This is a genomic window from Variovorax sp. GW823-FHT04B03 (genome assembly GCF_058796495.1).
The window spans coordinates 291,028-316,211 of the sequence record NZ_JBXAIT010000003.1; the positions used below are offsets into that span (position 1 = coordinate 291,028).

The following is a 25,184-nucleotide window of genomic DNA, read 5'->3' on the forward strand; positions in this document are numbered from 1 at the left end:
GGCTTCGCCCTCCTCCGTGATTTCGCTGCGGGAAGCACCCAGTGTCCTGCGCACCTGGGCACGCTGTCGGTTCGTGGCCGATCAACGACCGCTGCGAACAACGATCACGCTGATGGGGTGCCTTGCGCAGCGAAATCAAGGAGGAGGCCGCAGGCCGGGGGACATTCGCGGAGCAAGGTGCCCCGTCGGCGGGAGCGCGCCCCGAAGCAGCATCGGGAAAGACAGCAGACGTCATCGCGGCAGCGCAATCCATTGGTCTGCCACGCGATGCACGCGAATCCGATGGTCGAACACCTGTTCCAGCGCTGCATGAGTCTTCTGGTCGGAACAGGCACCGTGATGCGTCACCCGCCCCCGATTCATCACCACCAGTTCATCCGCAGCCAGTGCCATCGGCAGTTCGTGCAGCACGCTGACCACGGTGCGGCCTTGCGCGACCAGTTCGCGTGCCGTCTGCATCCAGTCCGCCTGATGCGGTGGATCGAGATTGGCCAGCGGTTCGTCCATCAGCAACAACTCGGCCTCGACCGCCAGCGCACGCGCCAGCAGCACGCGCTGCCGCTCGCCGCCCGACAGCTGCCCCAGCGGACGGTCGCGCCAGTCCCAGGCCTGGGTGCTGCGCAATGCGCGCTCCACCGCATCGCGATCGGCTTCGCTGGGTGCCGCGAGCCAGCGCTGGTGCGGCAGACGGCCCAGCATGGCGACGTCGTAGACCATCAAGTCGTCGGCACTGCCCTCGCCCGTGCCGCTCTGGCCCAGCCACGACAGGCGCCGTGCGCGCACGCGGGCCGGCACGGCGGCTTGCGCCTCACCGAAGAGCCGCACTTCGCCGCGATGTGCGAGCAACCCTGCCAGCGCTTTCAACAGCGTCGACTTGCCGGCGCCGTTCGGTCCGACGATGCTGGTCCAGCGGCCAGCCGCGAGCGACAGGTCGATGCCGTGCAGCACCTCGACCGACCCGAGCGTGGCGCTGAGGCCGTGCGCTTCGAGCGCGGCGGATGGCGTGCGGCTCATAGGCCGCCTCCCTTCGCGCCGCGCCGGTGCATCAGCCACAGCAGGTAGCTGCCGCCGAGCACGGCCGTGAGCACGCCCACTGGCAGCTCCTGCGGCGCAATCAGCCAGCGCGCCAGCAGGTCGGCCGCCATCAGCAGCAGCCCGCCCATCAACGCCGACAGCACGATCAGCCGCGCGTGCGTAGTCTTGACCACCGAGCGCACCAGGTGCGGCGCGGCCAGGCCGACGAAAGCAATGAGGCCGGTCTGCGCGACGGCGGCGCCGGTCGCCAGCGCCAGCACCGCCACCAGCGCGGCGCGCATGGCGCCCAGCGGCAGGCCCAGGCTGCGCGCCGTGGCCTCGCCCAGCGCGAGCCCGTCGAGCACCGGCGCGAGCGCCCAGGCCAGCAGCAGGCAGGCCGCGCCGACCGCCGCCATCACGGCGCAGGCGGCCCAGCCGACCAGGCCGGTGCTGCCGAGGACGAAGCCCTGCAACGCCTGAAGAATGTCGGCCGAGGCGATGGTGATGAGGTCCTTGGCGGCGCCCAGCACCACGCCGACGATCACGCCCGCCAGCAGCAGCCGCAGGGTCTGCTGCACGCCGCGCGCCAGCGTGAGCGTGAGCAGCACCGCGGCCACCGCGCCGACAAAGGCCGCGCCGGTGAGCCCGAGGCGCATCACCCATTGCGTGCTGGTGACGGAGCCGCCGAACAGCATCAGCGCCAGCGCCACGGCGAGCGACGCGCCCGACGCGCTGCCCAGCAGATACGGGTCGGCCAGCGGGTTGCGGAACAGGCCCTGCGCCACCGCGCCCGCGAGCCCGAGCAGCGCGCCCGCGAGCCACGCGCCGAGGGTGCGCGGCAGGCGGATGTCCCACACGATCTGCAGCGCCACCGGATCGTGCCGCGCGGACAGCAGGCTCTGGAAACCGGTGCTGCCGATGCCCAGGCCGAAGAGCAGCAACGCCGCGCCCAGCACCAGCAGGCCGGCACCGAGCAGCAGCACGCGACGCAGGTGCGCGGAATGCATGCCGCTCACCGCCCCTTGTCCGCCAGGCACTGCGCCATCAGGCGCGCGGCCTCGTCCATGCGCGGGCCGGGGCGCACGACCACGTCGGTCTGCTCGGCGTCGAAGCGGCACACGCGGCCTTCGCGCACCGCGCGGATGCCGCCCCAGCCGGGTCGCTGCTCCAGCCCCATCGCGCTGCGCACGCTGACCATGATGAGGTCGGGGTTCGCGCGCACCACGAACTCGGGGTTGAGCTTGGGAAAGGGGCCGAGCGACGCCGGCACGATGTTCTTCACGCCCAACCGCGCGAGCGTCTCGCCGATGAAGGACGAATCGCCCGCCGCGTAGGGGCCGGTGTTGACCTCGAAGTACACGCGCAGGCCCTTGGCGCTGGCGGGCAGCGACTGCGCCGCGGCCGACACGGCCGCATCGATGGCGCGCCACACGGCGGGCGCCTCGTGGGTGCCGAGCACCTGGTCGAGCGCGCCCAGTACACGACGCACATCGGCGTGGCTCCTGGGTTCGAGCACGATCACCTTCAGGCCCAGTGCCTCGAGCCGCTGCGTGACGCGCGACGACCTGGCGAGCAGCACCACGTCGGGCTTGAGCGCGACGATGGCTTCGACGTTCGGATCGATCCCGCCGCCGAGCTGCGGCAGCGCGCGCACCTGCGCGGGCGAGTTGGAATAGCGGTCGACGCCGATCAGGCGGTCGCAGGCGCCGAGCGCGCAGACGCCTTCGGTCAGCGACGGCAGCAGCGAGACGATGCGCTGCGGCGGCTGCGCCAGGTGCACGGTGACGCCCCGCTCATCCACTACATCGACGGCCTGCGCCGCCTGCGCGCCCACCACCAGGGCGAGCCCGAGCAACGACGCGCGCAACCAGGTCTTCATGCAGTCGAAGCTCATGCGCCGGGCGCCTTCAGCGTCAGCGGCAGGCCGGCGACCATCAGCGTCGCGCGGTGGCAGGCGGCCGCCACGTCCTGGTTCAGCCGGCCGAGCACGTCGACGAAGGCACGGGTCTCGCGGCCCAGCGGGATCACGCCCAGGCCGATCTCGTTGCCGACCAGCACCACCGGCCCGCACGCCTCGCGCAGCGCAATGAGCAGCAGCGTGGCGTGCGCCGAGGGCGTGCGTGTGACCACGGCGGCGCCTTCGGTGCGCAGCGGCATCAGCAGGTTGGTGAGCCACAGCGTGAGGCAGTCGACCACCACGAGCGTGTCGGGCGCGCTCTGCGTGACGATGGCGCGGCCCAGCTCGATCGGCTCCTCGAGGGTCTGCAGACCGGGCACGCGCTCGGCGCGGTCGGCCTGGTGGCGCGCGATGCGCTCGCGCATCTCTTCGTCGTGGGCCTGTGCGGTGGCGATCAGCACCGCGCGGCGCGATGCGGGCGCCTGGGCCAGCCAGTCGGCCGCGCGCTGTTCGGCGCGGCGCGACTTGCCGCTTTTCTGGCCGCCGAGGATGAATTCGTGCTCAGTGAGGGGCATCGGGGGGCGCCTGTGCGGCGTGGCTGTCGAGTTCGAGGGGCATGGCGCTGAAGAGCCGCGCGGTCGCTTCCGGGCTGGACGCGAACCACGCATGGAAGTAGCTCGCGCGCACGGGGCCGTGCACGTACAGCGCCTCGCCGCCGCGCGTGCCGACGGTGCGCGCAGCGGGCGCGAGCGGCGTCTCGCAGCGCGAGTAGTGGAAGGTGTGGCCGCGCAGAGCATGCGCGCCCAGGTCGAGCTGCTGCGGGCCGAGGCCGGCCAGCCGCTTCTGCATCACCGCCCGCCCCGGCAGCACGCCCCAGAGGCGGTGCACGTCGGTCGGCTCGGCGTCGTCGCGCGTGGCGAGTTCGTCGAACAGCGCCATCATGCCGCCGCACTCGGCCCAGATCGGCTTGCCGGCCGTGACGTGGTTGGCGAGCGAAAGCCGCAGCCGGTCGCTGGCCGAGAGCACGGCCGCATGCAGTTCGGGGTAGCCGCCGGGCAGCCAGGCCGCATCGCAGGGCGGCAGCGGTTCGTCGGCCAGCGGCGAGAAGAACGCGAGCCGCGCACCGAGGGCTTCGAGCACCTCGAGGTTGGCCGGGTAGATGAACGAGAACGCCGTGTCGCGCGCGATGGCGATGGTGCGTCCGGCCAGCAGCGGCGCGACGGGCGCCGTCGGCGCGGGCTCGAAGCGCACCTGCGGCAGCTGCCCGGGTGCGCGCTGCCCCAGCGGCGTGGCGGCGAGCACGTCGGCCGCGGCATCGAGCCGCACCATCGCGTCGCCGAGTTCGGCGGCGCCGACCAGCCCCAGGTGGCGTTCGGGCAGCGCGAAATCGGCGCTGCGCGGCAAGGCACCGAGCCAGTCGCCGGGCTCGCGCAAGGCGTCCTTCAGCATGTCGGCGTGGCGCTCGCCGGCCACGCGGTTGGCCAGCACGCCGGCCCAGGGCAGGCCCGGGCGGAAGTTCTGCAGGCCGTAGGCCAGCGCGCCGAAGGTGCCGGTCATGGCCTGGGCGTCGATCACGGCCAGCACCGGCAGGCCCAGGCGCTCGGCCAGCTCGGCCGCGCTGGGCGTGCCGTCGAACAGGCCCATCACGCCTTCGACGATCACCAGGTCGGCCTCGCTCGCGGCGGCATGCAGGCGCGCGCGGCAGTCGGCCTCGCCGGTCATCCACAGGTCGAGCGAATGCACCGGCGCGCCGGTGGCCAGCGCGAGCCAGTGCGGATCGAGGAAGTCGGGACCGCACTTGAAGGCCCGCACGCGGCGGCCCTGGCGCACGTGCAGCCGCGCGAGCGCGGCCGCGACCGTGGTCTTGCCCTGCCCCGAGGCCGGCGCGGCCACGAGCACCGCGGCGCAGGTGACGGCTGTGCCGGGCGAGGAGCGACGGGTGTTTACTGCGGAGTCCACTTGAGTCCGACGTACGCGGTGCGGCCCCCGGTGGCGTAGAGCCGTGCGAACTGGTAGTCCTTGTCGCCCACATTGTCCACGCGCGCCACGAGGTTCAGGTCGCGCATGATCTGCTTGCTGGCCGACAGGTTCAGCAGCGTGTAGCCGCCGAGTTTGACGGTGTTGGCCGCGTCGTCATAACGCTTGCCCGAGCTCTGGAGCTCGGCGCCCAGCGTCCAGCCGGCGATGCGCCAGTCGGCGCCCAGCGTGCCGTGGGCCCGCGCGCGGCGTGCCAGCAGGTGGTCGGTGGCGAGGTCGCGCGGGTCCTGGTAGTCGAGCGAGGCGCGCAGCGTGACGTCGCCGATGCGGTGGCCGCCCGTGAGCGTCACGCCCTGGTAGCGCGCGCGCGCCGTGCTGGCGTAGCAGCCGAACGACGACTGGCAGCCCTTGGCGCTGCCGTCGAACACGATCAGGTTCTGCACGCGGTTGCGGTACAGCACGATGCCAGCCTGCGTGGCGCCGGCCGTGTACTGCAGGCCCAGCTCGACGTTGCGGCTCGACTCGGGCTGCAGGCTCGCCAGGCCGTATTCGCTGAAGCGCTGGTACAGCGTGGGCGCGCGGAACGCGGTGCCGGCCGACACGGTGGCGCGCAGGCTCGGCGTAATCGCGTAGCCGTAGGCGGCGCTGCCGGTGGTCTTGCCGCCGAACTCGCTGTCGTCGTCATGGCGCACATGCAGCTGCAGCGAATGCGGGCCCTGCACGTAGCCGTAGCCCAGTGCGGCGGCGTTCTGCGAGCGGTCGCGCGAGAACAGCTTGGCCGAGGTGGTCGGCGCGTTCTCGAGCGCGTCTTCGCGGCGCTCGAGCGTGGCGGTCACCAGGTGCGCGCCGAAACGGAATTCGTTCTGGAACAGGTAGCCGCGCAGGCGGGTTTCGGTGCGATAGAACGAGGGCTGGGTCTTGTAGACGGTCTGCGAATCGGTCACCTGCAGGCGGGTGCTGTAGATGTCGTTCCACTTGGCCGACCAGGTCAGGCCGGCGGTGCGCAGTTCGTTGGTCGACACGTCGTTGCGGAAGGTGATCGGCGGCTTGGTGCGAAAGCTCACCGACGGGTCGTAGGCCGTTTCGGTGTTGCTGGTGAGCAAGGTGGCGTCGATGCGCTGGTCGGGCGTGATCTGGAAACCCAGCTTCAGGTTGCCCGAGGTGCTGCGGTAGCCGTCGCGGTCGGGGTTGGTGAAGCCGTCCTTCGAGGGCGTGCGCTTGGCGATCGGCTGGATGTTGAAGCCCTTGCTTTCCTCGTGCGCCACGCCGAACGAGTAGTCGAGCAGGCCCGACTTGCCGCTCACGCCGCCTTCGATCCGGCGCAGGCCGTGGCTGCCGAAGCCGATGCCGGCGTAGGGCGACACGCCCTCCTCGCCGCGCTTGGTGAAGAGCTGGATCACGCCGCCCACGGCGTCCGAGCCGTACACGGCGGCGGCCGGGCCGCGCAGCACTTCGATGCGGTCGATCTGCGCGAGCGGAATGCCTTCCCAACCGGCGCCGCCGGTCGATTGCGAATCGATGCGCACGCCATCGAGGTAGACCGCGGTGAAGCGCGATTCGGCGCCGCGGATGAACACGCTGGTGGCGTTGCCCACGCCGCCGCTGCGCGAGATCTCCATGCCCGGCAGGCGCGCCAGCACGTCGGCCACGCCGGTCGCGCCGCTGCGCTCGATGGTCTTGCGGTCGACGATGGAGACATCGCCCACCAGGTCCGACAGCGCCTGCGGCGTGCGGTTGGCGGTGACGACGGTCTCGTCGAGCGTGGCAGGTGCTGCTGCGGCGGCTTGCGCCTGCGCGGCCAGCGGCACCAGGGCCAGGCCGCCGAAGGCCGAAGCCAGGGCAAGTGTCAGCGGCAGGCACGCGGGACGGTTGCGGCGCACGCTGGCGCGGCCGCTGGAGAGGGAAACACAGGAAATCATGGGGTGAACCGAACGAACTTCTATGCCCTGGCCGGCTTCCCCGCCGGCGCCATGGGCGTCATGGCTGCCGATGCGGCAGCCGCCTTGTTGGCCGGTATCCGGGCTGGCAGATCGACCCTTTGCCGCCTTCCCAGGCACCTGTTTCAGGGCGCCCAGTGGCTGGATGGAAAGGGGTGACGCGTTGCGGCGTCGTCTGCTTGACCGTTGCGGGGGCAGCGCAGGCGGCTTCGGCCCCGGGGGGCGTCCACTCCTGCTTCCCGTTGAACTGCGCCGTGCGAACCACGCCGCGAGCACCAACGGGCAGGATTTTAGGCCCACGGGGCGGCCACGCCACACCCGGTTTGATCACTGGCGGCGCAGGCCCCAGAATCTCGGCCACGTCCGGCGCGCGCCCGCGCGGTGCGCCGGATGTTCCGAATTCCCGGGAAACTACAATCGCCAACCATGCCCGCCTCCAGCCCCATCGACCAGATCGCCGAGCGTGTGGAACGCCTGCTCGTGCGTCACGAAGAGGTGCAGCGCACCAACGCGCTGCTGCAGGAACAGGTCGATGCGCTCACGCGTGAACGCGACGGCCTGAAGTCGCGGCTCGCCGCGGCCCGCACCCGCCTCGATGCCCTGCTCGAACGGCTGCCGGCCGAACCCCCTTCCGAAGATTCCCATCACGCATGAAGCAGATTGAAGTACAGATCATGGGCCAGAGCTATTTGCTCGGCTGTCCCGACGGCGGCGAAGCGCAACTGCGCGAGGCCGTCGACCGCGTGGACGCGGCCATGTGCAAGATCCGCGACGCGGGCAAGGTGAAGGCCCGCGACCGCATCGCGGTGCTCGCCTCGCTGAACCTGGCTTTCGATCTCGCGGCCCAACAGGCCGCTGCTGCCGCCGCACCGGCCCCCGTCGCGGCCAGCAGCACGGAAGAAACCGCCACCGACACCGACCCGAAGGCGGCCCAGCTCATTCAGAGACTCGATCAGGCCCTGGCGGGCGATGGACATTTGCTCTGAGGGCACGCGGCCCGGCACATCCGGGGCGTAAAATCCGTTTTGTCTGCAGACGTGTCGGGCTTAATATTTCCTTGTTCCAATGCTCTCCGGAGCCGGGCTTGGTACATCGCTTGACGGGCGTGATCATCTCGCGTCAGATGAACCCGAAGTCCTGCTGCCCTCGCCCACCTGAACCCTGGTTCAGGATGCGGGTCCGGCACACCATCTGCAGACACCTTTTCCCGCCACGGCCCCCTGCTTCACCGCACGGGGCCGTTGCTTTTTCAGCCGCTCGTTCTTTCCCCATCCTCCCGTGAACCTCGCCGCCCTGCTCGACCCGCTCCTGATCGCCGAACTCGCCGCGCTCGGCCTGGGCACCGGTTTCCTCGCCGGCCTGCTGGGCATCGGCGGCGGCATGCTGATGGTGCCGTTCATCACGATCATCATGGGTCAGCGCGGCGTGCCGGCCGACTTGGCGGTGAAGATGGCAATCGCGACCTCGATGGCGACGATCATCTTCACGTCGGTGTCCAGCGTGCGCGCGCACCACAAGCGCGGCGCGGTGCGCTGGGACATCGTGCAGCGCCTGGCCCCCGGCATCGTGATCGGCAGCCTCGCGGGCAGCCTGGGCGTGTTCGCGCTGCTCAAGGGCACGGCGCTGGCCATCTTCTTCGCGCTGTTCGTGGGCTTCTCGGCCACGCAGATGTTCCTCGACAAGAAGCCCAAGCCCACGCGCCAGATGCCCGGCACCGGCGGCCAGCTCGCGGCGGGCGGCGTCATCGGCTTCATCTCGGGCCTGGTGGGCGCGGGCGGCGGCTTCATCAGCGTGCCGTTCATGACCTGGTGCAACGTGGCGATCCACAACGCGGTGGCGACCAGCGCGGCGCTGGGCTTTCCCATTGCGGTGGCCAACGTGCTGGGCTACGTGCTCAGCGGCCAGTCGGTGCAGGGCCTGCCGGCCGGCGCCTTCGGCTACATCTGGCTACCCGCGCTCGTGGTGATCGCGGCCTGCAGCGTGTTCACCGCGCCGCTGGGCGCCAGGGCCGCGCACAGCCTGCCGGTGAAGAAGCTCAAGCGCGTGTTCGCGAGCATCCTGTACCTGCTGGCCGCCTACATGCTCTGGAAGGGCCTGCGGGGCTGAGGCATATCAAACACCCCGTGGCTTTCCTGTGCCATCCTATGCGGCACTTGTTCACAGTCGTAGAAGGAAAGCCATGAAAATCCTCATTGCAGTCGACGGCAGCGCCTACACGCAAAAGGCCCTCAACTATCTGCTCGCCAACCGCGCCATGTTCGTGGACGGCCATGAGCTGGTGGTGGTCAATGTCTGCACCGGCATCTCCGGCCACGTGGCACGCCACCTGAGCAAGGAAATCGTCACCGAGTACTACGCCGAGGAAAACGCCAAGGTGCTCGACCCGGTGAAGGCCTGGTTCGCCGAGAAAGGCGTGGCCAACTTCACCGCCGACGCGCGCCACGGCCACGCGGCCGAGGAAATCCTCAAGTCGGCCACCGAATCGAAGGCCGAGCTGATCGTGCTCGGCACGCACGGCCACGGCATCCTGGGCCGCGCGCTGATGGGCTCGGTCGCGACCAAGGTCGTGGCCGAGACCGACATCTCGGTGCTGCTGGTCCAGTAAGAAGACCCGACCGCCCCGGCGACGGCCGCTGCGCCGTGGCCGCGGTCATTGCGGCGAGCGCTGCCGCCGCCATTCGCGCGGCGAACACCCGAAGCGCTCGCGAAACGCGCGGCTGAAATGCGCCGCGTCGTTGAACCCCCTCCCGTACGCGATCTCTCCCACCGGCCGCCCCGCCAGGCGCGGCTCCAGCAGGTCGCGGCTGCATGCGTCGAGCCGGCGCTCCCAGATGTACTGCGAGGGCGTCAGCGGCTCGCTCTTGAACACGCGGTGGATGTGGCTCACCGACATGCCCAGCTGCGCCGCCAGCGTGCCCACCGACAGCGTCGGATCGGCCAGCTGCTCGTCGATGCGTTGCTTCACGCGCGCGAGGTGGTACGCCGTGAGCTTGCTGAGCGCCGGTGCGTGCGCCGCAGGCAGCGTTTGCAGGCCGGCCACGAGGATGTTCTGCACGCCATGGGCCACCGCCAGCGCCGAGGCCGGCTGCAGCGCGTCGAAGTCCTCGCGCAGCGTGCGGATCATGCCCAGCAGCAGGTGCCCCGCGCCCTCGCGCCCTGACACGGTGGTGGCCGTGAGCGCTTCGGTGTCGCGCAGCTCGCTGCGCAGCCGCTCGCCGGGCAGCTTGAGCACGATCTGCTCGAAGGGCTGGTCGAACAGCAGCTGGTAAGGCCGCGTGCTGTCGTACAGCGCGAAGTCGCCGGCGCCGAGCACGGCGTCGCGCCCGTCCTGGCGCACCACGCCCTGCCCGCGCGCCTGGATGCTCACGAGAAAGCAGTCGTCGCTCGACGCCGCGATGTGGCCCGGCGTGCGCATCACCTTCTGCGCCCGCGAGGTCACGACCGACATGCCGAGGCCGGGCAGCGCGTGCTGGCGGATGCTGCCCTCGAAATCGCCGCCGTCGCCGGTGCGCACCGCGTCGCATTCGAGCTGCACGTAGACGTTGCAGATCATGTCGGTCCAGTACGCGAGCCGCTGGTCGCGCGGGACGGCATCGGTGCTGAGCAAGGGGGTCATCGGGGTCCTCGGAAGGCCTTCGCAAGGCACATGCAACGCTGGAACAAGAACGCCGCCAATCCGGGTCAAGGCATTCCGGCGGCGCGAATTTACGCTTCATGCAACCCGCATGCCACCGCGCAAACCCGGTGCGCACAGTGGGGATTCGTTACGTTCATTGCCCCCTGGAGAACACCCCATGCCGACCACCGTCCACCCCCAGCTCCGCGTCGCCGCCGTGCAGGCCGCGCCTGTTTTCCTCGACCTCGACGCCACCATCGACAAGACCATCGACCTCATGGCGCAGGCCGCGAAACAGGGCGTGCAGCTCATCGCCTTTCCCGAGACCTGGGTGCCGGGCTACCCGTGGTGGGTCTGGCTCGATTCGCCGGCCTGGGGCATGCAGTTCGTGCAGCGCTACCACGACAACTCGCTGGTCATCGGCTCGCCCGAGTTCGAACGCCTGCAGGCGGCGGCACGCCAGCACAAGATCTGGCTCTCGCTCGGCTACAGCGAGAAAGCGGCGGGCAGCCTGTACATCGCGCAGGCGCTGATCGACGACCAGGGTCGTACCGTGCAGACGCGCCGCAAGCTCAAGCCCACGCACGTGGAACGCACCGTGTTCGGCGAAGGCGACGGCGCCGACCTGCACGTGGTCCAGACGCCGCTGGGCAACATCGGCTCGCTGTGCTGCTGGGAGCACCTGCAGCCACTGAGCAAGTACGCGATGTACGCGCAGAACGAGCAGATCCATTGCGGCGCATGGCCGAGCTTTTCGCTCTACCGCGGCGCGGCCTACGCGCTGGGCCATGAGGTCAACAACGCCGCGAGCCAGGTGTATGCGGTCGAGGGCGGGTGCTTCGTCATCGCGCCCTGCGCCACGGTGTCGAAGGCCATGAGCGAGCTGATGTGCACCGACGACGGCAAGCGGCAGATGCTGGGCGTCGGCGGCGGGCATGCGCGCATCTACGGCCCGGACGGTTCGCCACTGGGCACGCCGCTGGCCGAAGACGCCGAAGGCCTGGTGGTCGCCGACATCGACCTCGGCATGATCGCGCTCGCCAAGGCGGCGGCCGACCCGAGCGGTCACTATTCGCGGCCCGACGTCACGCAGCTGCTGCTGAACAAGACGCGGCGCACGCCCGTGGTGGTGCAGCTCACGCCGGAGCCCGAGGGCAGCGTGCCCGAGCCGGTCGTGGCCTGAGCCGACCACGGAGCCGCACCATGGAATCGGCCATCCCCGAGCACCTGCGCTGCCCGCGCACCCGCGAGCGCCGCGTGGCAGACGACCACACGCCGCCCTACCCCGGCTGGTCGGCGCGCGCGCCCGTGACGACCACCCAGGTCGTGATGGGCTATTTCGGCGTGCAGTCGCGCGGCCCGGCGATGCAGGGCCGGGCCTGCGCCGCGCTCCTGAAGATCGCCCGCGACTTCGCCTTGCCCGACGGCCCCGGCCACCACGACCTGGCCCACTGCGTCGACGCCGACGGGTACGACAACATGATCGCCATCGCCTACTGGCACGATGCGGCGGCGTTCGCGCGCTGGTGTGCCACGCCCGCCATCGAGGCCTGGTGGAACGCCGACGAGCGCTTGCACGAAGGCCTCGGCTACTTCCGCGAAATCGCCTCCCCGCGTGCTGCGCACTTCGAGACCCTGTTCAGCACGCCCGACCGCCTCGAGGGCATCGGCGTGGTGATGGGCGGGGTGAGCGGCGAACTGCAGGAGCACGGCTACTGGGGGTCGATGCGCGATCGACTCCCGCTCGCGCAGGCCGACGCGCTCGCGCCTTCGGGCACGCGCGCGGTGATCGCCGGCACGCCTGCACCGGGCCAGCGCGTGCGCATCGCGGGCCACACGCACCTCGCGATGATCCGTTCGGGCCAGGAATGGACCGAGACCACCGGCCAGGAACGCCAGCGCTACCTGGAAGACATGGCCCCGGTGCTACGCCAAGGCATGGACTTCCTGCGCGACCAGGGTCTGCCCATCGGCTGCTACAGCAACCGCTTCATGCACCACCTCGACGCGCACGGTGCACCGCTGCAGAAGTCCTTCGGCCTGAGCTACTGGCGCTCGCTGGCCGACATGGAGCGCTGGGCCGAGTCGCACCCGACACACGTCGCGATCTTCGGCAGCTTCATGCGCTATGTACAGGCGCTGAACTTCGAGCTGCGCCTGCGCCTGTACCACGAGGTGTCGGTGCTGAAGGCCGACGAGCAAAGCTACGAGTACATCAATTGCCATGCGCGCAGCGGGCTGATGAACGGGCTCGCGCCCGCCGCCTGAAGCCCGGGCGCACGGCGGGGCTCAGGCGGCGAACAGCCCCTTGTGTTCCGCGCGCAGCAGCGCCTTCTGCACCTTGCCCATCGTGTTGCGCGGCAGCTCCGGCACGACGAAGCAGCGCTTCGGGATCTTGAAGTTCGCCAGCTTGGCCTTGAGCTCGGCCACGATGGCGTCGGCGTCGATCGTGGCGCCGCCCTTGGGGATCACGATGGCCACGCCCACCTCGCCGAAGTCGGGGTGCGGCACGCCGATGACGGCGCTTTCGGCCACGCCGGCCATCTCGTTGATGTAGCCCTCGATCTCGGCCGGGTAGACGTTGTAGCCGCCGCTGATGATCAAATCTTTGCTGCGCCCGACGATGGTGATGTAGCCGCGCCCATCGATCTTGCCCACGTCGCCGGTCTTGAAGAAGCCATCGGCGGTGAACTCTTCCTTCGTCTTCTCGGGCATGCGCCAGTAGCCGGCGAACACGTTGGGGCCCTTCACCTGGATGCCGCCGATCTCGTCCACCGGCAGGTCCTTGCCCTCGTCGTCGCGCACGCGCAGCTGCACGCCAGGCAATGCGAAGCCGACGGTGCCGCCGCGGCGCTCGCCCTTCTTGGCGTCGTACGGGTTGGACGTGAGCATGGCGGTCTCGCTCATGCCGTAGCGTTCCAGGATGGTGTGGCCGGTGCGCTCGCGCCACTCGTCGAAGGTCTCGATGAGCAGCGGCGCCGAGCCCGCGACGAACAGGCGCATGGTGCGCACCGCCTCGCGCGTGAGGCCCGGCTCGGCCAGCAGGCGCACGTAGAGCGTGGGCACGCCCATGAACACGGTGGCCTCGGGCAGCTTGGCGACGATGCGCTTGGGGTCGAACTTCGAGAACCACAGAATCTTGCTGCCGTTGAGCAGTGCACCGTGCAGCGCCACGAACAGGCCGTGCACGTGGAAGATCGGCAGCGCGTGGATCAGCACGTCGCCCTTCGTCCAGCCCCAGTAGGTCTTGAGCACTTCGGCGTTCGACAGCAGGTTGCGGTGCGTGAGCATCGCGCCCTTGCTGCGGCCGGTGGTGCCGCTGGTGTACAGGATGGCGGCGAGGTCGTCGGGCTTCTTGATGGCCACGGTGTGGCGGTCGCTGCAGCGCGCCGCCGCATCGAGCAACGTGCCGGTGCGGTCGTCGTCCAGCGTGAACACATGGCGCGTGCCGGCCGCCTCGGCAATCGGGCGCACCCAGGCCGCGTTGCGGCCGGTGCACACGACCACGGCGGGCTCGGCGTTGCCGATGAAGTACTCGATCTCGGCACTCTGGTAGGCCGTGTTGAGCGGCAAGAACACGTAGCCCGCGCGCAGGGTCGCGAGGTACAGCAACATGGCTTCGACCGATTTCTCGACCTGCACGGCGACGCGTGCGCCCTTCTCGAGCTTCAGGCCGTCGAGCAGGTTGGCGATCATCGCGCTGGCGCGGTCGAGGTCGCGCCACGAATAGTGCAGGCCGTTGTCGGTCTCGACCGCGATGGCGTCGAGATCGGCGGGAAAGGCGGCGCGCAAGGCGGAGAACAGGTTGGCGTTGGGGGAGGACTTCGTCTTCATCATCTTCGTCATCATCGAACGGCAGGCTCAGGAAGAGCGGAAATTCGGAGGGCGCTTGCCCAGGAAGGCATCAATGCCCTCGCGGTGCTCGGCGGTGTCGGCATAGTCATACGCGGTGGCCAGCAGCTGCTGTGCCGCCGCGCCGCCACTCTTCAGTGCGGTGAAGGTGGCCTTGTGCAGGCGCGCGGCCTGCGGCGACAGCGCGGCAATGCGCGCCGCATGCGCCTGCGCGGCAGCGGGCACTTCGGCGTCGGGCAGCACGTGCAGGAGAAAACCGGCGTCGTACAGCCGCTGCGCGCCATGCACGCCGGCGGCCAGCAGCATGTCGCGCGCCAGTACGTCGCCGATGGCGCCATGCACCAGCGCGGCTTCACGCGGCGCCATCGGAAAGCCCAGCTTCGCGATCGGTGCGCCGAACTTCGACGACGCGCCGGCCAGGCGGATGTCGCAGCAGCTGGCGATCTCGACGCCGGCGCCCATGCAGGCGCCTTCGATCTGGGCCACCAGCGGCAGCGGGCAGTCGAGCATCGCCTGCAGCGCGGCCCAGACTTCGTTCTCGTGAAACTCGCGCAGGCTCGCTTCCTCGAAGCGGAACGAGGGGTACTCGGAGATGTCGCCACCCGCGCAGAAGGCACCGCCCTCCCCGCGCACGACGACGCAGCGCAGCGCGGTGTCACTGTGCAGCCCGTCGAACACCGCGCGCAACTCGCGCCACATGGCGCGCGTCATCGCATTGAGACGCCCCGGGTTCGACAGCGTGACGAGCGCCACGGCGCCTTCGCGGCGCAGCGAGACCTGCCGCTCGGTCATTCGAGCTTGGCGCCCGAGGCCTTCACGACGGTCGCCCATCGCTTGATCTCGGCGTTGACGAAGCGGCCGTAGGCGGCGTTCGTGACGTTCGGGATCTCGGAGCCGTTCTGTGCCCAGATGGCCTTCAGCTCGTCGGTGCCCAGCGCCTTCTTCATCGTGTCGATGATCTGCGTCTGCGCTTCGGCCGGCGTGCCCTTGGGCGCCCACAGGCCGTACCAGGTGGTGACGGTGTAGTCGGGCAGGCCGACTTCGGCGGCGCAGGGCACGTCGGGGAACGCGGGGTTGCGCTTGGCGCCGGCCACCATGAGCGCCTTGATGCGGCCGCCCTTGATGTGCTGCGCGGAGGAACCCAGGCCGTCGAACATCAGGTCGACGTTGCCCGCGATCAGGTCGGACAGCGCCGGGCCCGCGCCGCGGTACGGAATGTGGGTGATGAAGGTGCCGGTCTGCAGCTTGAACAGCTCGCCCGCCAGGTGGTGCGAGGTGCCCGAGCCGGCCGAGCCGTAGTTGAGCTTGCCGGGGTTGCGCTTGGCGGTGGCAATGAGCTCCTGGATGGTCGCAGCCTGCACCCGCTTGGGGTTGACCACCACCACCTGCGGCACGTTGGCCAGCAGCATCAGGGGCACGAAGTCTTTCTCGAGGTCGTAGTCGAGCTTGGGGTAGATCGACGGCGCGATCGCGTGGTGCACCGCGCCCATGAAGAGCGAGTAGCCGTCGGCCGGCAGCTTGGCCGCGATGCTCGCGCCCACGGTGCCGCCCGCGCCGCCGCGGTTGTCGATGACCAGCGTCTGGCCCGCCGCGCGGGAGAACTGGGCCGACAGCGGGCGCGCGAAGGCGTCGGTGCCTCCGCCGGCCGGGAACGGCACCACCATGGTCACGGGCTTGGTCGGCCAGCCCTGGGCACGCGCACCGCCGCACAGGGCCACGGCCCCGGCAGCGGCGGCGACGCGCAGCACATCGCGTCGTTGAAAACTCTGTTGCGTCATCTGTCTCGTCTCCTGTCGTCGTCGTTGTGGATGTTGCCGCCCTCCGGCGGTCAAGGTGCGGGCCGCAGCGCTGCCGCGGCAAAGCGAACGGACTCAGCCTTTTTTGAGGAACAGGCCTTCGATGTCTCCCGAAACCGCGATCTTGCCTTCGGCCAGCCAGGTGCGATGCCGGTCCAGGCGCTTGAGGTCGTACAGGTAGTTGACCATGAGGCCGTACGACTGCTTGAGCCCCTTGGCCGACGGGTCGCCGGCCCAGTTGAGCCGCTCGACGCGCGCGCCGTTGCCCAGGTGGAAGCGCGCCACCGGGTCGGCCGGTGTGCCGTCGACCAGCGTGCGGCCCAGGTACTCGGCGGTGGCCTGCAGCAGCCATTGGCGCAGCGGCGATTTCGCGTCGAGTTCTGTTGCTGCATCAACCGCTGCCAGCAGGCGCTCGGCCGTGGGCGGCACCGAGCCGACGAGGCGGCCGAGTTCGGCTTCGCGCTTCTCGTCCAGGCGCGGCAGCAGTTCGCCGGCGTTCTTGGCGAGCCACGCGCGCAGGCCCGGAATGGGCGACAGCGTGGCGAAGGTCTTCAGGCGCGGCAGCTCGTCCTGCAGGGTCTCGACCACGCGCTTGATGAGCGAGTCGCCGAAGCTCACACCGCGCAGGCCGGTCTGCGTGTTGCTGATCGAATAGAAGATCGCGGTGGTCGCCTTGGCCGGCTGCACCGGCACGGCGGCCTCGTCGAGCAGCGGCATGATGCCTTCGCTGATGCGGTCGACCAGCGCCACCTCGACGAAGATGAGCGGCTCGTTCGGCAGGCGCGGATGGAAGAAGCCGTAGCAGCGGCGGTCGCTGTCGTCCAGGCGGTTCTTCACGTCGGACCAGCTCTTGATGTCGTGCACCGCCTCGTAGCGGATGAGCTTCTCGATCAGCGAGGCCGGCGAGTTCCAGTCGATGCGGCGCAGTTCGAGAAAGGCCACGTCGAACCAGGTGGAAAACAGGTGCTCCAACTCGGCCTCGAGCGCGAGCAGGCGCTTGTCGGACTTCAGGCACGGCAGCAGGTCGGCGCGCAGGTCGACCAGAAAGCGCATGCCGCCGGGCTCGACCGCGAAGCGCTGCAGCAGCCGCATGCGCGGCGACACCAGCGCGCGGCGCAGGCGCAGCTCGGCCTGCCCTTCGTCCGGCGTGCCGACGGCGCTCTGGTGCTGGTCGCGCGCGCTCTTGAGCTTGCCCGCGTCGGCGGCGAAATGCTCGCTCATGAGCGCCCAGTAGTCGCGGCGCTCTTCGGGCGAAGCGCCGGCGTAGGCCTGCGCGATGGCATGGGCGCGGCGGCCGCCCTCGACCTCGCTCACGCGCGGATCGATCACGGCCTGCAGCTCGGCCAGCACGCGGCGCAGCGTGCGCGGCGACAGCGCCTCGTCGGCCTTGCGCAGCGTGGCCTGCAGCCGCTCGGCGGTGGTGCGGGCGCTGGGCTTGGGCGTGTGACGGGCCGGGCCTTTCGCGGCGCCGTTGCTCGCCACGGGAACCTTGGACGATTCGCCCATGCGCAGGCGCGCCTGGAACCACTCGGTCGCACTCATCGATCTGCTCCTGTGCCGTTGGCTGGATGGGTGGCGCCTGTCACGGCATCACCCTGGATTTCTGCTGTTGCATCACTTCGCGCAAGGCTTCGCGCTGGCGCGTCATGTGGGTGCGCATGGCGGCATCGGCGCCTTCGCTGTCGCGCGCCTTGAGCGCGGCGAACACGGCCAGGTGCTCCGACAGGCTCTGGTCGAGCCGCCCCGGCGCGTGCAGCTGCTGCAGCCGCGCCAGCTTCAGGATCTTGCGCAGGTCGCCGATCACCTGCGCCAGCCACTTGTTGTCGGCGAGCTTGATGATCGCCTCGTGAATGATGTGGTTGGTGGCGTAGTAGTCGTTGATGCGCCGCGCCTTGGCGTGGCGCACCAGGCGCTCGTGCAGCGCGTCGAGTTCGTTCAGCTCGGCGTCGCTGGCGTTGCGCGCGGCCTCGTAGGCGCAGCGCCCTTCGAGCAACGCGATGACCGGAAAGATTTCGTCGAGATCGCGCTCGGTCACCTCGTTCACGAAGCAGCCGCGGCGCGGCTCGTGGCGCAGCAGGCCTTCGGCCGTGAGCACCTTCAGTGCCTCGCGCAGCGGCGTGCGCGAGATCGACAGCCGCTCGCACAGGGCCACCTCGTCCACGAAGCTGCCGGGCGACAGCGTGCCGTCGAAGATCTGCTCGCGCAGCGTGGCGGCGACTTCGTCGTGGAGGGAATTGGGGACCAGGCGCATGCGTGAAGGACTCGGAAAGTCGGTGGGCGTTTCGCGTAATTTTCTGTAATTATGCATAATTGTGAGTGCATGGTTAACGCAATGCAAGGGCCGCGCCCTGCCCTTGCGGCCCGGAATTACCCTGAGACGGACGAAAAAAAGCGGCGCCCACCCGAAGGTGCTGCGCCGCGTTGTGCGGACGTGCGAAGGGTCAGGCGCGCGCGGTGCTGCCCGTCTTGCCGGCCCGGCCGAACCAGAACCACAGCGCGATGCCACCGATCACCATCGGCACGCTGAGCCACTGCCCCTGGCTCAGGCTGAGCGCGCGCAGGCCCAGGAAATCGTCGGGCTCGCGGAAGTACTCGGCCACGAAGCGCAGCACGCCATAGCCGATGAGGAACACGGCGGCCACCTGGCCCTGCTTGCGCTCCTTGCGCGCATAGAGCCACATCACGACGAACAGCAGCAGCCCTTCGAGCAGGAACTGGTAGACCTGCGACGGATGGCGCGGCAGCATCGAGCCGCTTTGCGGGAACACCATGCCCCAGGGCAGCTCGGGGCTGCTGAAGCGGCCCCACAGCTCGCCATTGATGAAGTTGCCCACGCGGCCCGCGGCCAAGCCGGTCGGCACGCAGGGCGCGACGAAGTCCATCACCTGCCAGAACGGCCGCGCACGCGAGCGCGAGAACCACACCATGGCGCCGACCACGCCGAGCAGGCCGCCATGGAAGCTCATGCCGCCCTGCCACACATAAAGAATCTCGAGCGGGTGCGTGAGGTAGTACTCGGGCTTGTAGAACAGGCAGTAGCCGAGCCGGCCGCCGACGATCACGCCCATGACGCCCAGGAACAGGATGTCCTCGATGTCCTTGCGTTGCCACACGCCGGCCGTGGCCAGCGAGCGGAACGGCTCGTGGTGCAGGCGGCGCGTGCCCAGGAAATAAAACAGCGCGAAGGCCGCCAAGTAGGTCAGGCCGTACCAGTGGATGGCCACCGGCCCCAGCTGCAAGGCGATGGGATTGATCTGCGGATACATGAGCATCCGACGATTGTGCCGTGGCGCAATGACGCCGCGGCCGCGGGGGCATTCAGGGCAATGTCAGCGCCCGAACTTCCACCACAGCAACCCCGCCACCAGGGCCGGCACCGCGAAGATGAACAGGAAGATCGGCAGCTCCTCGGCCACCGAGTACCCGGCCTTGAGCACGCCCACGGCCATGTTGATGCCCGCGCCGACGAACCACGCCGGAATGAACCACTTGGCCGCCGCGGCCAGCGCCATCGTCGAGCCGTCGCCCATGAAGCGGCCGGCCAGAAGAAACACCACCAGCAGCGCGAAGCCGCCCCCCATCACCATGACTGTGTGCATCTGCGTTGTCCTCCTGGGCGCATCTTGCCGGATGTCGGCGGGTCAGCGCGTGGTGTAGCCACCGTTGGCGAAGATGGTCTGGCCCGTGATCCACCAGCCCTCAGTGACCAGGAAGCGCACGATGGGCGCGATGTCCTCGATGTCGGTGAGGCCCTTCTTCGAGTACTTGCTGAGCGCGGCGGCGCTGCTGTGGTACGCCACGGCCTCGGGGCTTTCCTGGCCGTAGAAGAACGGCGTGTCCATCGGGCCCGGGCCGATGGCGTTCACCGAGATGCCGCGGTCGCCGAACTCCTTGGAGGCCGCGCGCGTGTAGTGCTCCACCGCCGCCTTGGCCGCCGGGTAGATGGCATAGAACGGCGTGTAGGCCGCGAGCAGCGAGCTCACCAGCGTCACGATGCTGCCGCCGTCGGCCAGCGTGCGGCCGGCCTGCTGGATGAAGAAGAAGGCCGCCTTGGCATTGGCGTCGAAGCTCTTGTCGTAGTCGGCTTCGGTGATGTCCAGGATCGGCTTCTTGATCACCACGCCCGCCGTGTTGATCGCCAGGTCGACCTGGCCGAAGTGCTTCACGGCCTGGTCGAACAGCTTCACGTTGTTCTCGACCACGGCGAGATCGCCCTGCACCAGCAGCGTGTCGGCGCCCTTGGCCTTCAGCGCGGCGGCCGTCTGCTCGGCCTCGGCGCGCGAACCGTCGCTGTTGTAGTGGATGGCAATGCCGCGGGCGCCGCCGTCGACCAGCTGGTGGGCGATGAGGGCACCGAGGTTCTTGCCACCGCCGGCGATGACGGCGACCTTGTTCGTGAGCGTGCGTGCGGACATGGATGGATTCCTCTGAATGAGTGAAAGACCCGGGACGGGATGTGTGACGAGCCGCCAGTCTATTGATCGCCAAGTTGCAGATAAATCATTCATTCAAGGCTAGACTGTTCTGGAAACCACGAACAATCAGCCCGCCGCCATGGACCGCATCGAACTCCTCCAGGTCTTCCTGCGCGTGGCCGAAACCGGCAGCTTCACGCGCGCCGCCGACCGGCTGGCGCTGCCGCGCGCCACCATCTCGACCGCCATCCAGCAGCTCGAGGCCCGCCTGGGCTCGCGCCTGCTGCATCGCACCACGCGCCGCGTGGGCCTCACGCCCGACGGCGAGGTGCTGCTCGAGCGGGCCCGTGCATTGGTGGCCGACATGGAAGACATGGAGCAGCAGTTCCAGCCCGCGCACAGCAGCGTGAGCGGCCGGCTCAAGGTCGACGTGCCCAGCCGCATCGCGCGGCTGCTGATCGCGCCGGCGCTGCCCGATTTCTTTGCACGCCACCCGGCGGTCGAGCTCGAACTGGGCTCCAGCGACCGCGCCGTCGACCTCGTGCTCGAAGGCGTGGACTGCGCCCTGCGCGTCGGCCCGCTCGCCAGCAGCAGCCTCGTCGCCCGCCCGCTGGGGCACTTCACGCTCATCAACTGCGCCAGCCCCGCCTACCTCGCGCGCCACGGCACGCCGCGCACGCCGGCCGACCTGCCGCAGCACGTGGCGGTCAACTACGCCTCGCCGACCAGCGGCCGGGCCGCGCCCTGGGAGTGGCAAGTGCGCGACGGCGAGACCCAGGTGCTGCGCCTGCGCAGCCAGGTGGCGGCGAACAACGCCGAGACCTACATCGCCTGCGCGCTGGCGGGGCTGGGGCTGATCCAGATCCCGGCCTACGACGTGCGCGAGCACCTCGCGGCCGACGAGCTGGTGGAAGTGCTGCCCGACGCACGCGCCGAGCCGCTGCCGGTGCACCTCGTCTACCCGCACCGACGCAATCTGTCGCGGCGGGTGCAGGCCTTCGCGGGATGGCTCGACACGCTGCTGGCGAACACGCTCGATGCGCCCTCGCCCGCCGGCCGGGCTTCGCGCAGCGCCTGAGTCTTACGCCGGCACGCGCCCCGCCCGCTCGCGCACGAAGGCCACGAAGCGCGCCAGCGCCGGATGCGCGGCTTGCGCGGGCCACACGAGGCTGGTCTCGCACACCGGCAGCGTCACGCGGCGGCGCCCCACGCCCTTGAACTCGTGGACCTGCCGGTAGACCACGCCTGCGCGCCGGAACTGCATCACGCTGTGCGGCACCCAGGCCGCGCCGATGCCGCCCGACACGAGGTTGACGATGGTCTGCATCTGGATCGCCTCCTGCGCCACTTGTGGCGTGCGCCCGGCCGCGTGGTAGAGGTCGAAGATCGCGTCGTGCAGCGAGGGCACGATGCGGCGCGGAAAGATCACCAGCGGCTCGTCCAGCACCTCGGCCAGCGGCACGGGGCGCGCTTCGGCCAGCCGGTGCTGGGCCGGCAGCGCAAGCACCAGCGGCTCCACCTCGACCGGCAGGCAGGCCAGCCCCGGCGGCGCGGCGCCCGGCGAATGCAGCATCAGGCCGGCGTCGATCTCGCCGCGCGCGAAGGCTTCGAGCTGCACGTCGCCGGTGGCCTCGACCAGTTCGAGCGCCACCTCGGGGCACAGCACGCGGAACTCGCGCACCCAGGCCGGCAGTTGCTCGAAGCCGACCGTCGAGACGAAGGCGATGCGCACGCGCCCCACCTGCCCCGCCGCCGCCGCACGCGCACGCGCCGGCAGCGCCTGGGCACGCGCCAGCAGCTCGCGCACATCGGGCAGCAGCGCCTCGCCGGCCGGCGTGAGCGCCACGCGGCGGCGCGTGCGATCGAACAGCACCACGCCCAGCGTTTTCTCGAGCTGGGCAATGGCCTGCGTGACCGGCGGCTGCGTCATGTGCAGGCGCAGGGCGGCGCGACCGAAGTGCAGTTCTTCGGCCACGGCCACGAACTGGCGCCAGGCGCGCAGGTCGATGAGGGCTTCATTCATATGCTGAGCATATTAATCCACGCTTCAAATTGGATTGGAACCAATCAATCAGAAGTCCGATACTTGGCGCTTCCCCTCACGATCTCCCCACGACAGAAGAGACACCATGGACACCAAGACCATCCAGATCAATCGCCGCAGCGCGAACATCACCGAAGGCAAGAGCCGCGCCCCCAACCGCTCGATGTTCTACGCCATGGGCTACGAGGAAGGCGACTTCAAGAAGCCGATGGTCGGCGTCGCCAACGGCCACAGCACCATCACGCCCTGCAACTCGGGCCTGCAGAAGCTGGCCGACGCGGCCATCGCGGGCATCGAAGAAGCCGGCGGCAACGCGCAGGTGTTCGGCACGCCCACCATCTCCGACGGCATGGCCATGGGCACCGAAGGCATGAAGTACTCGCTGGTGAGCCGCGAGGTCATCTCCGACTGCATCGAGACCTGCGTCGGCGGCCAGTGGATGGACGGCGTGCTGGTGGTCGGCGGCTGCGACAAGAACATGCCCGGCGGCCTCATGGGCATGCTGCGCGCCAACGTGCCGGCCATCTACGTCTACGGCGGCACCATCCTGCCGGGCCGCTACAAGGGCCAGGACCTGAACATCGTCAGCGTGTTCGAAGCCGTAGGCCAGAACGCCGCCGGCAACATGAGCGACGAAGACCTGCACGAGATCGAGAAGCGCGCCATTCCCGGCACGGGCTCGTGCGGCGGCATGTACACGGCCAACACCATGTCGAGCGCGTTCGAGGCGCTGGGCATCTCGCTGCCCTACTCGTCGACCATGGCGAACCCGCACGACGAGAAGGCCAACTCGGCCAAGGAATCGGCCAAGGTGCTGATCGAGGCCATCAAGAAAGACCTGAAGCCGCGCGACATCGTGACCAAGAAGGCCATCGAGAACGCCGTGGCGGTCATCATGGCCACCGGCGGCTCGACCAACGCGGTGCTGCACTTCCTGGCCATCGCGCACGCCGCCGGCGTCGAATGGTCCATCGACGACTTCGAGCGCATGCGCAAGAAGGTGCCGGTGATCTGCGACCTGAAGCCCTCGGGCAAGTACCTCGCGGTCGACCTGCACCAGGCCGGCGGCATTCCGCAAGTGATGAAGGTGCTGCTGAAGGCCGGCCTGCTGCACGGCGACTGCATCACCATCAGCGGCCAGACCATCGAAGAAGTGCTCAAGGACGTGCCCGACGTGCCGCGCGCCGACCAGGACGTGATCCGCCCGATCGACAACCCGATGTACGAGGAAGGCCACCTGGCCATCCTGAAGGGCAACCTGTCGCCCGAAGGTGCCGTGGCTAAGATCACCGGCCTGAAGAACCCGGTCATCACCGGCCCGGCGCGCGTGTTCGACGACGAGCAGTCGGCGCTGCAGGCCATCCTGGCCGGCAAGATCGTCGCTGGCGACGTGATGGTGCTGCGCTACCTCGGCCCCAAGGGCGGCCCGGGCATGCCGGAAATGCTGGCCCCCACGGGCGCGCTGATCGGCGCGGGCCTGGGCGAAAGCGTCGGCCTCATCACCGACGGCCGCTTCTCGGGCGGCACCTGGGGCATGGTGGTCGGCCACGTCGCGCCCGAAGCGGCGGCGGGCGGCACCATCGCGTTCGTCAACGAAGGCGACTCGATCACCATCGACGCGCACGAACTGAAGCTCGAACTCAACGTGCCCGAAGCCGAACTCGCCAAGCGCCGCGAAGGCTGGACGCCGCCGGCCCCGCGCTACACGCGCGGCGTGCAGGCCAAGTTCGCGTTCAACGCCTCGAGCGCGAGCTCGGGTGCGGTGCTCGACAAGTTCTGAAGCGGCATCAGCCCATCATCCACGCGCCGTATCCGAAGGCCGCAAAGCCCAGGCCGACGATCGCGAAGATGACCCGGGCTTCGAAATCCATCGCCGGGGGAAAGCTCTGCACGACGAAGTGCAGCAGCGCCCCCGCGCCGATGGTGAGAAAACCCGCACCGAACTGCTTCATCGCGCTGTCGTCGGGATAGAGAAACACCAGCGCGAAGCCGGCCAGGAACACCACGTTCGCCAGCACCGTGCCGCGCGTGCGCCATTTCTTCTGGGTGGGCGTCGGCTCGCGCACCGGCGCCGGCCGGCCCCTGCGGCCCTCCTTGAGCGCCATGCCGGTGAAGAACAGGCCGAACATCGTCGGAAAGCCGCCGAAGAGGCCGAGCCCCCAGACGATGCCCCACATGTTCTGGAAGTCGGCCACCAGCGCCTGGGCCGGGTCGGCGGTGCTGTAGCGCACCTCGACCGCATCGCCCCATTCTTTGTCCGACAGGCTGCCGCCGAGCCCTTTGACGCGGCGTTTCTGCCCGTCGGTGGCGGTGTATTCGACGAGGGGTGCGCGCGTGGTGGTGACGTAGCCCTTGCTGTCCTTGCTGCGCTCTTCCACGAACTCGACCAGGTTGCCTTGCGTGCTGGCCGTGCCCGCGATCGACTGGTAGCGCTGCCAGCCCACCGTGACCGCGCCGTACAGGCCGGCGCAGCCGATCAGCAAGGCGCCAACGCCGGCACCCCAGAAGAAGGTCTTGAAACGCCCGACCAGCGCGCCGACAGCCGGACCGACCAGCAGCGACAGCCCGAAGACCAGCAAGGCGTGGGTGGCGGCTTCGTCGTCCATGGCGCGCGTCCTGTCGGCATGCGGCGCGGG

At 69.6% G+C, this 25,184-nt stretch carries 25 protein-coding genes and 1 riboswitch; of the genes, 8 read left to right on the forward strand and 17 right to left on the reverse strand.

From position 1 onward, the window contains the following. Positions 1–231: 231 nt before the first annotated feature. Genes AC1RAD_RS14485 through AC1RAD_RS14510 form a run of 6 tightly spaced genes read right to left on the reverse strand, consistent with a single transcriptional unit; the run spans position 232 to position 6,807 of the window. Entirely contained in the window at positions 232–1,014 is a 783-nt protein-coding gene (locus AC1RAD_RS14485; protein ID WP_492735544.1) for an ABC transporter ATP-binding protein, read from the reverse strand. Further along, positions 1,011–2,021, reverse strand: a complete 1,011-nt coding sequence (locus tag AC1RAD_RS14490; protein WP_095747588.1) for a FecCD family ABC transporter permease — start codon at positions 2,019–2,021, stop codon at positions 1,011–1,013. Before AC1RAD_RS14490 ends, AC1RAD_RS14485 begins: the two co-directional genes overlap by 4 nt. Before the next feature lie 5 nt (positions 2,022–2,026). Beyond that, a complete protein-coding gene (locus AC1RAD_RS14495) occupies positions 2,027–2,893 on the reverse strand; it encodes an ABC transporter substrate-binding protein (protein ID WP_492736210.1) in 867 nt (288 codons plus the stop codon). Between the two features lie 11 nt (positions 2,894–2,904). Next, positions 2,905–3,486: a bifunctional adenosylcobinamide kinase/adenosylcobinamide-phosphate guanylyltransferase gene (locus tag AC1RAD_RS14500; RefSeq protein ID WP_492735546.1), complete on the reverse strand. Its 582-nt coding sequence runs from the start codon at positions 3,484–3,486 to the stop codon at positions 2,905–2,907. Further along, on the reverse strand, positions 3,473–4,870 hold the full coding sequence (locus AC1RAD_RS14505) for a cobyrinic acid a,c-diamide synthase CobB (protein WP_492735548.1): 1,398 nt from the start codon (positions 4,868–4,870) through the stop codon (positions 3,473–3,475). Before AC1RAD_RS14505 ends, AC1RAD_RS14500 begins: the two co-directional genes overlap by 14 nt. Further along, the gene (locus tag AC1RAD_RS14510; RefSeq protein WP_492735550.1) at positions 4,855–6,807 is read right to left on the reverse strand and encodes a TonB-dependent receptor domain-containing protein; all 1,953 of its coding nucleotides are present in this window, start codon (positions 6,805–6,807) and stop codon (positions 4,855–4,857) included. Before AC1RAD_RS14510 ends, AC1RAD_RS14505 begins: the two co-directional genes overlap by 16 nt. Before the next feature lie 72 nt (positions 6,808–6,879). After that, a riboswitch (cobalamin riboswitch) is annotated at positions 6,880–7,120 on the reverse strand. A gap of 131 nt (positions 7,121–7,251) precedes the next feature. Here AC1RAD_RS14510 and AC1RAD_RS14515 point away from each other — a divergent pair. The 4 genes from AC1RAD_RS14515 to AC1RAD_RS14530 all read left to right on the forward strand — a co-directional run bounded on the left by AC1RAD_RS14515 (position 7,252) and on the right by AC1RAD_RS14530 (position 9,430). Beyond that, on the forward strand, positions 7,252–7,479 hold the full coding sequence (locus tag AC1RAD_RS14515) for a hypothetical protein (RefSeq protein WP_056581479.1): 228 nt from the start codon (positions 7,252–7,254) through the stop codon (positions 7,477–7,479). Beyond that, positions 7,476–7,811 (forward strand): cell division protein ZapA, encoded by a 336-nt coding sequence (locus tag AC1RAD_RS14520; RefSeq protein WP_062480529.1) that lies wholly within the window; start codon positions 7,476–7,478, stop codon positions 7,809–7,811. Before AC1RAD_RS14515 ends, AC1RAD_RS14520 begins: the two co-directional genes overlap by 4 nt. A 292-nt stretch (positions 7,812–8,103) precedes the next feature. After that, positions 8,104–8,931 (forward strand): sulfite exporter TauE/SafE family protein, encoded by an 828-nt coding sequence (locus tag AC1RAD_RS14525; RefSeq protein WP_492735552.1) that lies wholly within the window; start codon positions 8,104–8,106, stop codon positions 8,929–8,931. A 73-nt stretch (positions 8,932–9,004) separates the two neighbouring features. Continuing rightward, complete coding sequence (locus AC1RAD_RS14530) at positions 9,005–9,430, forward strand: universal stress protein (protein WP_062480532.1); 426 nt, start codon at positions 9,005–9,007, stop codon at positions 9,428–9,430. Between the two features lie 45 nt (positions 9,431–9,475). Here the strand turns inward: AC1RAD_RS14530 and AC1RAD_RS14535 are convergent, their stop codons facing one another. Further along, positions 9,476–10,441 carry an AraC-like ligand-binding domain-containing protein gene (locus AC1RAD_RS14535; RefSeq protein ID WP_492685544.1) on the reverse strand — a complete coding sequence of 322 codons (966 nt, stop codon included), beginning with the start codon at positions 10,439–10,441 and terminating at the stop codon, positions 9,476–9,478. 178 nt (positions 10,442–10,619) lie between these two features. On the opposite strand from AC1RAD_RS14535, the gene AC1RAD_RS14540 reads away from it, so the two are divergent. Continuing rightward, the gene (locus tag AC1RAD_RS14540) at positions 10,620–11,624 is read left to right on the forward strand and encodes a carbon-nitrogen hydrolase family protein (protein WP_369647217.1); all 1,005 of its coding nucleotides are present in this window, start codon (positions 10,620–10,622) and stop codon (positions 11,622–11,624) included. Positions 11,625–11,644: 20 nt separating this feature from the next. Further along, positions 11,645–12,709, forward strand: coding sequence for a phenylacetaldoxime dehydratase family protein (locus tag AC1RAD_RS14545; protein WP_492735554.1), 1,065 nt, complete (start codon positions 11,645–11,647; stop codon positions 12,707–12,709). Between the two features lie 21 nt (positions 12,710–12,730). On the opposite strand, the gene AC1RAD_RS14550 is transcribed toward AC1RAD_RS14545, so the two are convergent. The 8 genes from AC1RAD_RS14550 to AC1RAD_RS14585 form a co-directional block, all read right to left on the reverse strand. Continuing rightward, a complete protein-coding gene (locus AC1RAD_RS14550) occupies positions 12,731–14,275 on the reverse strand; it encodes a malonate--CoA ligase (protein WP_492735556.1) in 1,545 nt (514 codons plus the stop codon). A gap of 27 nt (positions 14,276–14,302) precedes the next feature. Beyond that, a complete protein-coding gene (locus AC1RAD_RS14555; RefSeq protein ID WP_492735558.1) occupies positions 14,303–15,085 on the reverse strand; it encodes an enoyl-CoA hydratase/isomerase family protein in 783 nt (260 codons plus the stop codon). Continuing rightward, positions 15,082–16,071 (reverse strand): Bug family tripartite tricarboxylate transporter substrate binding protein, encoded by a 990-nt coding sequence (locus AC1RAD_RS14560; protein ID WP_062480542.1) that lies wholly within the window; start codon positions 16,069–16,071, stop codon positions 15,082–15,084. Before AC1RAD_RS14560 ends, AC1RAD_RS14555 begins: the two co-directional genes overlap by 4 nt. A gap of 93 nt (positions 16,072–16,164) precedes the next feature. After that, on the reverse strand, positions 16,165–17,631 hold the full coding sequence (locus tag AC1RAD_RS14565; protein WP_492735560.1) for a malonyl-CoA decarboxylase: 1,467 nt from the start codon (positions 17,629–17,631) through the stop codon (positions 16,165–16,167). Positions 17,632–17,671: 40 nt separating this feature from the next. Further along, positions 17,672–18,340 carry a GntR family transcriptional regulator gene (locus AC1RAD_RS14570; protein ID WP_062480546.1) on the reverse strand — a complete coding sequence of 223 codons (669 nt, stop codon included), beginning with the start codon at positions 18,338–18,340 and terminating at the stop codon, positions 17,672–17,674. Positions 18,341–18,530: 190 nt separating this feature from the next. Continuing rightward, positions 18,531–19,361, reverse strand: coding sequence for a prolipoprotein diacylglyceryl transferase (gene lgt, locus AC1RAD_RS14575; protein ID WP_492695958.1), 831 nt, complete (start codon positions 19,359–19,361; stop codon positions 18,531–18,533). A gap of 57 nt (positions 19,362–19,418) precedes the next feature. Beyond that, complete coding sequence (locus AC1RAD_RS14580) at positions 19,419–19,688, reverse strand: hypothetical protein (RefSeq protein WP_492695956.1); 270 nt, start codon at positions 19,686–19,688, stop codon at positions 19,419–19,421. 42 nt (positions 19,689–19,730) lie between these two features. Then, a complete protein-coding gene (locus AC1RAD_RS14585; protein WP_070060483.1) occupies positions 19,731–20,504 on the reverse strand; it encodes an SDR family oxidoreductase in 774 nt (257 codons plus the stop codon). Positions 20,505–20,643: 139 nt separating this feature from the next. Here AC1RAD_RS14585 and AC1RAD_RS14590 point away from each other — a divergent pair, with 139 nt between their 5' ends. After that, complete coding sequence (locus tag AC1RAD_RS14590; protein WP_492735562.1) at positions 20,644–21,582, forward strand: LysR family transcriptional regulator; 939 nt, start codon at positions 20,644–20,646, stop codon at positions 21,580–21,582. A gap of 3 nt (positions 21,583–21,585) precedes the next feature. On the opposite strand, the gene AC1RAD_RS14595 is transcribed toward AC1RAD_RS14590, so the two are convergent. Further along, positions 21,586–22,527, reverse strand: coding sequence for a LysR family transcriptional regulator (locus AC1RAD_RS14595; RefSeq protein WP_099796740.1), 942 nt, complete (start codon positions 22,525–22,527; stop codon positions 21,586–21,588). 106 nt (positions 22,528–22,633) lie between these two features. Here AC1RAD_RS14595 and ilvD point away from each other — a divergent pair, with 106 nt between their 5' ends. Next, on the forward strand, positions 22,634–24,328 hold the full coding sequence (ilvD, locus tag AC1RAD_RS14600; RefSeq protein ID WP_369632648.1) for a dihydroxy-acid dehydratase: 1,695 nt from the start codon (positions 22,634–22,636) through the stop codon (positions 24,326–24,328). Positions 24,329–24,335: 7 nt separating this feature from the next. Here the strand turns inward: ilvD and AC1RAD_RS14605 are convergent, their stop codons facing one another. Beyond that, positions 24,336–25,154: a DUF3592 domain-containing protein gene (locus AC1RAD_RS14605; protein WP_492735565.1), complete on the reverse strand. Its 819-nt coding sequence runs from the start codon at positions 25,152–25,154 to the stop codon at positions 24,336–24,338. Between the last annotated feature and the right edge of the window lie 30 nt (positions 25,155–25,184).